The following is a 9,325-nucleotide window of genomic DNA, read 5'->3' on the forward strand; positions in this document are numbered from 1 at the left end:
CGCGATATGTCATGCCGCCGCGCAACTTCCGCAAACACCGCACCAGGCGCTTCCGCTTCCGCAACAATCCGTAGCTTGTCCTCATCACGCCAGCGACGCCGGCGCTCAATTCCCGTGATGATCTCCATCCAAACACCCGCTCATAGCGTCGCTCTTACAAACGTATTTATGAGCGAATCACTCCATCATCGACAGGCAGCCTTCACCGGATAGTTACCTTGAATCAGACGCCCCGTAGTCATGGCAATAGGTACAGAACCTAGAGCACTTTCCGATCCTTTCGGATCGGATGCAGTGCTCTGCCACATTGATAATTAGCGCATCTTCCGGCCGGACGATGCCCGCGCCGCCGCCGCCGCCATGTCGCGCTGTTCGACAAGCCAGGCCTGCTGGCCCACCTGCTTGCGCAAGCCTTCGTCCAGCAGGTCGAGCAACTGGCGCGAATAGCGGTAGCCCTCGCACTCCATGTCCAGGAACCAGCGCATCGTCGGGCTGCGGTTATACAGCCCCTGCATGTACACCACCCACACCTGATAGGTTTCCGCATCGATCGCGTCGCGATGCAGGATGATGTTCTCCATGTGGTCGCAGATCAGCTCGTTCACCGCCAGCACCCTGCTGCGCAGCGGCTCCTCCTCCGGCAGGGGCAAGCCGTCGTAGAAATACGGCCGGCATTCGGGGTGGCTGATGAATGTTTGCAGGATGCTCCCGCCGACATTGTAGATTTCCCAGCTCGTCTGTGTCTCCAGCGCCTCGCGATCGCCCTTCAGCTGATTGCGGATCAGGAGGAAGCCGAGGGCTGAAATGGCTGGCGCGGCCCATGTGCCAAGCATGGTCCATTCATCGACAGTCAGCATGCACGCAGCCGCCCCCTTCGCGGCAAGAAACCGGGCCAGCGAACGACCGGCCGACATGAAAAAAGCCGGTCTGTCCCGGCAATGCGATCTTGCAACGTTCCGCGATCGGGGCCAAGGGGCGGAATACGACCCAAGCCGGCACACACCCGCAACAAGGGATCGGAACGTGCTTTAGAGGCAGGGGGCGGTCAGCTAGGCGACCTTGGGCGGCGACAGCTTGTTGACAACTCGGGCCATGACCGAACCTTACCCACAACCTCACCCACGTGGAAACTCCGGATTTAGCCAAATTAGGGCGGATGAGCGTGGACAGTAATCTGGTTTAAGGCACTGATATAAAATATTTTATGGGATCGCGCCGGATGGCTCTGGATATAGGTTTGGCGGATGGGGTGGGATTCGAACCCACGATACGCTTTCACGTATGGCGGTTTTCAAGACCGCTGCCTTAAACCACTCGGCCACCCATCCTGGCAGCGCCCGTTTAGCCGCCCAGGCCGCCGAGCGCCAGATACTTGATCTCGAGATAATCCTCGATCCCGTATTTCGATCCCTCGCGGCCGAGGCCCGAGGATTTGACGCCGCCGAAGGGGGCGACCTCGGTCGAGATCAGGCCCTCGTTGATGCCGACAATGCCGTATTCCAGCGCCTCGGCAACGCGGAAGATGCGCCCCACATCACGGGCGTAGAAATAGCTGGCGAGGCCGAACTCGGTGTCGTTCGCCATCGCGATCGCCTCCGCCTCGGTGCTGAAGCGGAACAGCGGGGCCACCGGGCCAAAGGTTTCCTCGCGGAAGATCAGCGCGTCGCCCTTCACATCGGCGATCACGGTCGGGGTGAAGAAATTCCCACCCAGCTCATGGCGCCTGCCACCGGTGACGATCCGCGCGCCGCCCGCCACAGCATCGGCGATATGCGCCTCCACCTTCTCGACCGCCTCGCGGTTGATCAGCGGCCCCTGCGTCACGCCCGCCTCCATGCCGTTGCCGACCTTCAGCGCCTCGACCGCGACCTTCAGCTTCTCGGCAAACGCCTCGAACACGCCGTCCTGCACCAGGATGCGGTTGGCGCACACACAGGTCTGCCCGGCATTGCGGAATTTCGAATCGATAGCGCCCTTCACCGCGGCGTCGAGATCGGCGTCGTCGAACACGATGAAGGGCGCGTTGCCGCCCAGTTCCATCGATGTCTTCTTGATCGTCGGCGCGCACTGGGCGAGCAGCTTCGCGCCGACCTCGGTGCTGCCGGTGAAGGAGAATTTCCGCACGATCGGGTTGGCGGTGAGTTCGGCGCCCATCGGCCCGGACGGCCCGGTGATGATGTTGCACACGCCGGCCGGCATGCCGGCGCGCTCGGCGAGGGCGGCAAGGGCGAGGGCGGAGAACGGGGTCTGGCTCGCCGGGCGGATCACCCCGGTGCAGCCCGCGGCCCAGCCCGGCCCGGCCTTGCGGGTGATCATCGCCGAGGGGAAGTTCCACGGCGTCACCGCGGCAAACACGCCGATCGGCTGCTTCTGCACGATGATCCGCCGGCCCGGAGCGTTCTGCGGGATCGTGTCGCCGTAAATCCGCTTCCCCTCCTCGGCGAACCACTCGATGAAGCCGGCGGCATAGGCGATCTCGCCCTTCGCCTCGGCCAGCGGCTTGCCCTGCTCGGCCGTCATGATCGCGCCGAGATCGTCCTGGTTGGCCATCATCAGCTCGTAGAGGCGGCGCAGGATCGCGGCACGCTCCTTCGCGAGCATCGCCCGCCAGCCGGCCAGAGCCCGACCAGCCGCCTCGACCGCGCGGCGGGTCTCCGCCTCGCCCATCGCCGGCACGCGGCCGACCAGTTCGCCCGTCGCGGGGTTGAGGACATCGAGCGTGCGGCCGCTCTCCGCCTGAACCCACGCTCCATCGATATAATTGGCTTCCCGCAGCAGCGTCGGGTCGTTCAGCCTCAAGGTCGCGGTCGTGTTCAGCATCCAGCCCTCCTCGTCGTGATGGTCAGCGTCATGGCCTCAGGTACGCCGGCCGCGACAGGGTCAACCCGGGGTGAGCGACACCATCGTGGTCTGCGGCGGCATGCCGGGCTGCACCGTCGGCCAGCGCGTCGCCGGATCGGCGAAATCGGCCTGGCGCGTGGCGCCGGGATGCCGCGCGACGGTGAACAGCGTCTTCCCCTGCGGATCGGCAGCAGCACCGCCCACAGCACCCCCAACCGGCGCGCTGTAGAGCAGATGGAGCCCGCCCTGCGGGTGCATCGCGAACAGCCCGTCCGCAGTGTCGGTCACATCGCCGCGCTGGTCGGTGCCGATCAGCAGCCGGCCGCGCCCGTCGAAAGCGAGGGTCGAGGGGGCGCGCAGCCAGGCGGTCGAACCCGGCGCGTAGCGCGCGGAGGAATCATGCGCCGGATTGCCGCCCAGCAGCACGACGCGGCCGGCAAACCGCTTGCCCCCCGGATCGCCGCCCTCGGGCGCAAAGGCGAGCAGATGGCCTGTGCCATTGCCGGCGCGCGGGTTGAGCGGGTTGATCTGGCTGATCCCTCGTCCCGGATTGCCGCGGCAGGCCAAATAGAGCGTGCCATCCGAACCGATCGCCATGCCGGCCGGCGCATCGAACCCGGACTCGCGATGCCCGGCCGAAGCCGTCGCGGTCAGCGTCGGCAGGCCCGCGGGCAGGTCGTGCCAGACGATATGCGATCCATCGATCACCGCAACGGCGAGCGTCCCGGCATCCAGCGCGCCCTCTCCGGTGCCAGAAGGGGCGGCGCCCTTGAAGCGGAACAGCCGCCCCATCGGTCCGTCCTCGCTCATGAAGACGACGGCGCTGCCATCGGCGGCGAGGCCGCAGGCAACGCCCGCGCGGGGCAGCCGGCCGAGCGCGGTGCGCTTGACCGGGAAGGACATCGGATTGGCCGCATCGAGCTCGACCACCCAGCCGAAGCCGGCGCCCACGCCCGGGCTGTCGAAGCCCGGCGCATGGCCGGCGAGCCGCTTGATCCAGCCCGCGGCGCGGCCTTCGGGCAGCAATACCGTGTTCCAGGGCGTCACACTGCCGATGGACGGCGCCAGCACACCCTGCACCGTTTGCCCGATCGAGGCAGCGGCCGGCCCGGAGATGCGGCACAGCGTCCCGTCGGTGATGCGGCGGGACTGGTAGCCGCCGGCCACCACCACCCAGCGCCCGTTCTGCACCGCGAGGTTGAGGACCGACGCCCCCTGCATCTTGCCGGCGACGATGGCCGGCCCGCTGCCGCCGGGAAACGCCATGCGCATCTGCACGTCGGGATGGGTGAGAACCATCAGCAGCCGGCGCACGCCATCGTCGGCGGGCGGCATCTTCACCAGACCGGCGATGATCGCATCCCAGCCGAATTGCCGGCTGGCGGCCGAAAGCGTGACGTTGCCCGGGTGAAACGGCGGCGCACCGGGCAGCACGGGATCGCCCCAGCGGATCAGCACGTCCCGCTGCAATCCCGGTGCCACCACGTCGTTCAGCTGTGGCGCCTCCGATCCGGGCGGCAGACGGGTGACGGGCCCCGCCATGCCGAGAACCGAGGTCGAGGCGCGGGCGGTGCCGGCCATCGCCAGCGCCGCCACGGTTCCGGTTCCGGCCAGAATGCCGCGCCGCCCGATCATGCGATCAGAATCCGCTCGCTCCGCCGAGGCCGCCGGACTGTCCGGCGCCCAGGCCAGGATTATAGTGCCCGACACCGCCGACAAGCTGTTGCAGGAAACCTGCATGGCCGCCCGGCGCGTGCGTTCTGCCACCCGCCATCGCGACGTGCAGCGCCTGCTTCTTGTCGACCCGGCGGATCGATTTCAGCACCCCGCCGCCGAAATCCAGCACGACGACCTGCTGCTTCTCGACGCCCAGGGTCTGGCCGATGCGCGGCTTCGTCACCTGGCTCACGTAAAGCCAGTCATGATCGTTGAATGATTCCCGCAGCGTCGGCGAGCCGAGCAGCGCGGTGGCGTCCGCCTCGGTGGAAACGCCGGGGGTGAGCTGCTTGAGCTGCGCCTCGGTCACCGCGGTGCCGCGATAGCGCGGTTGCGCCGAAAACACGGCGCAGCCGGCAAGTGCCGGCAGCATCAGCAAGGGGAGAAATGGGCGGAGCTTGATCGCCAATCTGCGCACGCGGCTCGATCCTTGGGTTGCGGCTGGTTCAGGCTCTATGAGCGAGCTTCCCTCGCCGTGCAAGATGCGGCACTGTTTTAACATGACTGAAGCAGCCCCCGCCCCCCTCACCCGGCGCCTCGACCTCGCCCGCCTCGGCGACGATCCCGAAACGGTGACGATCGAGACCAGCGCCGCAGAACGCGCCGCCATCGCCGCCGCCTTCGGTATCCCCGCGATCGCCGCGCTGTCGGGCAGCTTCCACCTGCGCCGCGCCGGCGGACCGCGGATCGAGGCGCGGCTGGAGCTTGCCGCCGAGGTCACGCAATCCTGCATCGTGTCGCTCGAACCGGTCGACCAGTCGATCGCCGAAACCGCCGCGCTGCTGCTCGTCACCAACGGCGCGCCGGTGGAGGATGACGACATGCTGGACCCCGACGCGCCGGACCAGGTCGCGCTGGAGGGAACGGTGGCCGATCTCGGCGCCCTGCTCGTCGAGCAGCTCGCCCTGGCGCTCGATCCCTATCCCCGCCGGCCCGGCGCGGAGCCGCCCGCAGCACCCGATGCCGGCGCCGCACCGCAGGCGCACCCGTTCGCCGCCCTCGCGAAACTCCGCCGGCCGGAGTGACCCCGGCCGGACTGATCCCGGCCGGACTGCTACCGGCCGGACTGCTACCGGCCGGATTTATCCCGGCCGCACCGCCCCGCCACCTTCAATCTTGCCCTCCGCCCCTCTCTCTGCTACACGCCCGCTTTCCGATCCCCCCGGTCCACGGGGCGTCACCTGCTGGCGCGCCGAGACCTTTCGCGACGAAACGCACAGAACCGAGAGCGACCCATGGCCGTACCCAAGCGCAAGACCTCCCCCTCCCGCCAAGGCATGCGCCGCAGCCACCACGCCGTGGGCCAGCAGGCTCATGCCGAGTGCAGCAATTGCGGCGAGCTGAAGCGTCCGCACCATGTCTGCGGCCATTGCGGCCATTATGACGGGCGTGAAGTCGTCGCCGCCGGCAAGGATCTCAAGGGCACGGTCCGGATCTGATCCGGCCGTGACCTTGTCGCCACCGTCCGTGCCTTCGCACAGCCGATGACGACCGGATCCCCCTCCGACTCCGCCTCCTCCATGCCGCATCCGCCGCAAGGACCCGACCGCGCGCCCGCCGCCGGAGCGCCGATCCTCGCGGTCGACGCGATGGGCGGCGACCATGCGCCGGACGTGGTCATCGCCGGGCTCGACATCGCTGCCGAGCGCCATCCGAATGCCCGGTTCGAGGTCTTTGGCGACGCGCCGCGGCTAGATGAGCTGGTCCGGCTGAGCAAGCGCCTGCGCAACCGGGTCACCATCCGCCCGACCACGGAAGTCATCCCCAACGAGCTGAAACCCACCGCCGCCCTGCGGCTGCGGGACGCCTCGCTGCGCCGGGCGATCGATGCCGTGGCCAATGGCGAGGCCGCGGGCGTCATCTCGGCCGGCAATACCGGCGCGATGCTCGCCCTCGCCAAGATCGTCCTCAAGACGATGAGCGGGATCGACCGCCCCGCCATGGCCGCGATCGGCCCCTCGGCGCGCGGCGACGTGGTGATGCTCGATCTCGGCGCCAATGTCGTCTGCGACGCCCGCAACCTCGTCGAATTCGCCATCATGGGCGAGTTGTTCGCGCGCACCGTGCTCGGCCTGCCGCACCCGACGATCGGGCTGCTCAATGTCGGCTCCGAGGAAATGAAGGGCGATGAAACCCTGCGCCGCGCCGCCGAGGCGCTGCGCGAAAGCCCGATCGGCGCGCAGTTCCACGGCTTCATCGAGGGCCACGACATCGCCGGCGGCACCGTGGACGTCGTCGTGACCGACGGCTTCACCGGCAATGTCGCGCTCAAGACCGGCGAGGGCGCGCTGCGCCTGGTCGGCGACCTGCTGCGGCGGATCTTCTCGGCCAACATCGCCGCCCGCATCGCCTATCTCCTCGCCCGCCCCGGCCTGTCGCGGCTGCGCGAATGGCTCGACCCGCGGCGCTACAACGGCGCCGTCCTGCTCGGGCTGAACGGCGTCGTGGTCAAATCCCACGGCGGCGCCGATGCCGAGGGCTTCGCCCATGCCGTCGACGTCGCGATGGACATGATCGTCAACCGCTTCAACGACCGTATCCGCGACGACCTGACCCACCACGTCGATCGCGAGCGCCTCGCCAGCGATGCCATCCGCACCCCCTCCTCCACACCCGTGACATCCGGCTGACCGACATGAAACGCACCGTTTTCGAAGGGGTCGGCAGCTACCTGCCGGAACGCATCGTCACCAACGACGAACTGGCCAAACGGGTCGACACCTCCGATTCCTGGATCCGCGAACGCACCGGCATCGGCCAGCGGCACCTCGCCGCCCCGCATGAAACCGCGACCTTCATGGGCGCCGAGGCCGCGCGCCGGGCGCTGGCCTATGCCGGCGCCGCCCCCGAGACGGTCGATGCCATCATCGTCGCGACCTCGACGCCGGATCAGGGCTTTCCCGCCACCGCAGTGAGCATCCAGGCGGCACTCGGCATCACCGGCGGCTTCGCGTTCGACCTCTCGGCCGCCTGCTCCGGCTTCGTCTACGCCGTCTCGGTGGCCGATGCCTTCATCCGCTCCGGCCAATGCGCCAGCGTGCTGGTGATCGGCACCGAGGTCTATTCCCGCATCCTCAACTGGGAAGACCGCGGCACCTGCGTCCTGTTCGGCGACGGCGCCGGCGCGGTGCTGCTGCGCGCGGCACAGGACGACGCCGATCGCGGGCTGATCTCCACCCATATCCATTCGGATGGCCGCTACGGCGACATCCTCTATATCGACGGCGCAACCGGCCAGGCCGACCGGCCCCAGCACCTGGTGATGAAGGGCTCGGAAGTCTTCCGCCACGCGGTCAGCAAGCTCGCCGGCGCGGTGGACGAGGCGCTCGCCGCCAACGGCCTCGCGCAATCGGACATCGACTGGCTGGTTCCCCACCAGGCCAATCGCCGCATCATCGATGCGATGGGAAAGCGGCTCGGCCTCGCGCCCGAACAGGTCGTCGTCACGGTCGACCGCCACGCCAACACCTCCGCCGCCTCCATCCCGCTGGCGCTCGACGAGGCGGTGCGCGACGGACGAATCAAGCCCGGCCATCTCGTGCTGATCGAGGCGCTCGGCGGCGGACTGACCTGGGGATCGGCGCTGTTCCGCTTCTGAACCGGCGTCGCCCCTCACCCGTGACCGCGACGATTGCGGTTCCGTGTTGACCCGGCTGCCTTTCTTGCTAATCTTGAAAAATGAGCACGTTGACACGCGCCGGACTGGCTGAGTCGATCTATGCGGCAGTGGGACTGTCGCGCAACGAATCCGCAGAGCTGCTCGAAGCAGTGCTGGACCGCATGAAGCGCGCCCTTGCCGAGGGCGAGTCGATCAAGATCAGCGGTTTCGGCACCTTCTCCGTGCGCCAGAAAGGGCGGCGCATCGGCCGCAACCCGAAAACCGGCCGCGAAGTGCCGATCCTGCCGCGCCGCGTGCTGGTTTTCCGCCCCAGCCAGATCCTGCGCGAGGCCGTTGACACCGGCAAATCCCCCGCCTCCGCAGGCCAGTTTTGACCGACGAGACGCCGCCCGACGATACCAGGCAGGACGACCAGGGCCGCGCCCGGGTCCGCAAATCGGCCGAGGCGTTCCGCACCATCAGCGAGGTGGCGGACGAGCTTCATGTGCCCCAGCACGTGCTGCGCTTCTGGGAAACCAAGTTTCCCCGCATCAAGCCCCTCAAGCGTGGCGGCGGCCGGCGTTATTACCGTCCGGATGATGTCGTGCTGCTGCAACGCATCGCCGACCTGCTCTACACCCAGGGCTATACGATCAAGGGGGTCCAGCGCCTGCTCCGCGAGAGCGGCGGGCTGCTGCACGCCGAAATCCCGCCCGCCTCGGACGAGGAACGCGCAGCCTCCGCCGCCGAGCGCGGCCGCACCACTGCCGAGCCCGGCATGGCGGACGATGCCGGCGAGGAGTCGCCGGAACTGCCGATCCTCGCCACCGCCGCATCCCGCCCGCAACCCGGCCCCCCGCCCGACGCCGCGCCGGACCGCCAGCTCGAACGCGCCCGGGCCGCCGGCACGGTGCTGCGCGCCGCCATCCACGCAGTGCTCGACGAGCTGGAAACCCTGCGCGCCAGCCTTTAGAGCACGTACCGATCCATCCGGATCGGAACGTGCTCTATCATACTGACAAACCGAGCATCTTTATCCGATCAGATGATTCCATCTGATCGGATGATGCTCTAGAGCACTTTCCGATCCTTTTGGATCGGATGTAGTGCTCTATCATACTGACAAACCGAGCATCTTTATCCGATCAGATGATTCCATCTGATCGGATG

11 protein-coding genes and 1 tRNA gene are annotated in these 9,325 nt (G+C 67.9%); 6 read left to right on the forward strand and 6 right to left on the reverse strand.

The features are described from left to right. The 6 genes from B7Z76_RS16365 to B7Z76_RS15065 form a co-directional block, all read right to left on the reverse strand. The coding region (locus B7Z76_RS16365) for a transposase (RefSeq protein WP_366925317.1) at positions 1-128 on the reverse strand (128 nt) is incomplete at its 3' end. Positions 129-314: 186 nt separating this feature from the next. After that, positions 315-914 carry a hypothetical protein gene (locus tag B7Z76_RS15045; protein ID WP_291344986.1) on the reverse strand — a complete coding sequence of 200 codons (600 nt, stop codon included), beginning with the start codon at positions 912-914 and terminating at the stop codon, positions 315-317. 324 nt (positions 915-1,238) lie between these two features. Further along, a tRNA-Ser gene (locus tag B7Z76_RS15050) sits at positions 1,239-1,328 on the reverse strand. 13 nt (positions 1,329-1,341) lie between these two features. Further along, on the reverse strand, positions 1,342-2,820 hold the full coding sequence (gene gabD, locus B7Z76_RS15055) for an NADP-dependent succinate-semialdehyde dehydrogenase (RefSeq protein ID WP_291344988.1): 1,479 nt from the start codon (positions 2,818-2,820) through the stop codon (positions 1,342-1,344). 60 nt (positions 2,821-2,880) lie between these two features. After that, positions 2,881-4,476: a PhoX family phosphatase gene (locus B7Z76_RS15060; RefSeq protein WP_291344990.1), complete on the reverse strand. Its 1,596-nt coding sequence runs from the start codon at positions 4,474-4,476 to the stop codon at positions 2,881-2,883. A gap of 4 nt (positions 4,477-4,480) precedes the next feature. Further along, a complete protein-coding gene (locus B7Z76_RS15065) occupies positions 4,481-4,975 on the reverse strand; it encodes an outer membrane protein assembly factor BamE (protein ID WP_174503936.1) in 495 nt (164 codons plus the stop codon). A gap of 82 nt (positions 4,976-5,057) precedes the next feature. Between B7Z76_RS15065 and B7Z76_RS15070 the strand changes: the two genes are divergently transcribed. The 6 genes from B7Z76_RS15070 (at position 5,058) to B7Z76_RS15095 (ending at position 9,128) form a co-directional block, all read left to right on the forward strand. Continuing rightward, complete coding sequence (locus tag B7Z76_RS15070) at positions 5,058-5,582, forward strand: DUF177 domain-containing protein (protein ID WP_236656385.1); 525 nt, start codon at positions 5,058-5,060, stop codon at positions 5,580-5,582. 210 nt (positions 5,583-5,792) lie between these two features. After that, a complete protein-coding gene (gene rpmF / locus B7Z76_RS15075; RefSeq protein WP_174503934.1) occupies positions 5,793-5,996 on the forward strand; it encodes a 50S ribosomal protein L32 in 204 nt (67 codons plus the stop codon). A gap of 81 nt (positions 5,997-6,077) precedes the next feature. Further along, positions 6,078-7,187, forward strand: a complete 1,110-nt coding sequence (plsX, locus tag B7Z76_RS15080; RefSeq protein WP_174504879.1) for a phosphate acyltransferase PlsX — start codon at positions 6,078-6,080, stop codon at positions 7,185-7,187. Positions 7,188-7,192: 5 nt separating this feature from the next. After that, the gene (locus B7Z76_RS15085; protein ID WP_174503933.1) at positions 7,193-8,155 is read left to right on the forward strand and encodes a beta-ketoacyl-ACP synthase III; all 963 of its coding nucleotides are present in this window, start codon (positions 7,193-7,195) and stop codon (positions 8,153-8,155) included. An 80-nt stretch (positions 8,156-8,235) separates the two neighbouring features. Next, the gene (locus B7Z76_RS15090) at positions 8,236-8,550 is read left to right on the forward strand and encodes an integration host factor subunit alpha (protein ID WP_174503932.1); all 315 of its coding nucleotides are present in this window, start codon (positions 8,236-8,238) and stop codon (positions 8,548-8,550) included. Continuing rightward, a complete protein-coding gene (locus tag B7Z76_RS15095; RefSeq protein WP_174503931.1) occupies positions 8,547-9,128 on the forward strand; it encodes a MerR family transcriptional regulator in 582 nt (193 codons plus the stop codon). The genes B7Z76_RS15090 and B7Z76_RS15095 overlap by 4 nt, the downstream gene beginning before the upstream one ends. The last annotated feature ends 197 nt before the right edge of the window (positions 9,129-9,325 follow it).

The sequence above is a fragment of the Acidiphilium sp. 20-67-58 genome, from assembly GCF_002255515.1.
In the GTDB taxonomy this organism is placed as follows: Bacteria; Pseudomonadota; Alphaproteobacteria; order Acetobacterales; family Acetobacteraceae; genus Acidiphilium.

Bases quoted from the DNA above. Each gene is read 5' to 3' on its own strand.
- B7Z76_RS15045 (WP_291344986.1), bottom strand. From the start codon at position 914: ATGTCGGCCGGTCGTTCGCTGGCCCGGTTTCTTGCCGCGAAGGGGGCG.
- B7Z76_RS15085 (WP_174503933.1), top strand. From the start codon at position 7,193: ATGAAACGCACCGTTTTCGAAGGGGTCGGCAGCTACCTGCCGGAACGC.
- B7Z76_RS15060 (WP_291344990.1), bottom strand. From the start codon at position 4,476: ATGATCGGGCGGCGCGGCATTCTGGCCGGAACCGGAACCGTGGCGGCG.
- B7Z76_RS15090 (WP_174503932.1), top strand. From the start codon at position 8,236: ATGAGCACGTTGACACGCGCCGGACTGGCTGAGTCGATCTATGCGGCA.
- B7Z76_RS15070 (WP_236656385.1), top strand. From the start codon at position 5,058: ATGACTGAAGCAGCCCCCGCCCCCCTCACCCGGCGCCTCGACCTCGCC.
- plsX (WP_174504879.1), top strand. From the start codon at position 6,078: ATGCCGCATCCGCCGCAAGGACCCGACCGCGCGCCCGCCGCCGGAGCG.
- rpmF (WP_174503934.1), top strand. From the start codon at position 5,793: ATGGCCGTACCCAAGCGCAAGACCTCCCCCTCCCGCCAAGGCATGCGC.
- gabD (WP_291344988.1), bottom strand. From the start codon at position 2,820: ATGCTGAACACGACCGCGACCTTGAGGCTGAACGACCCGACGCTGCTG.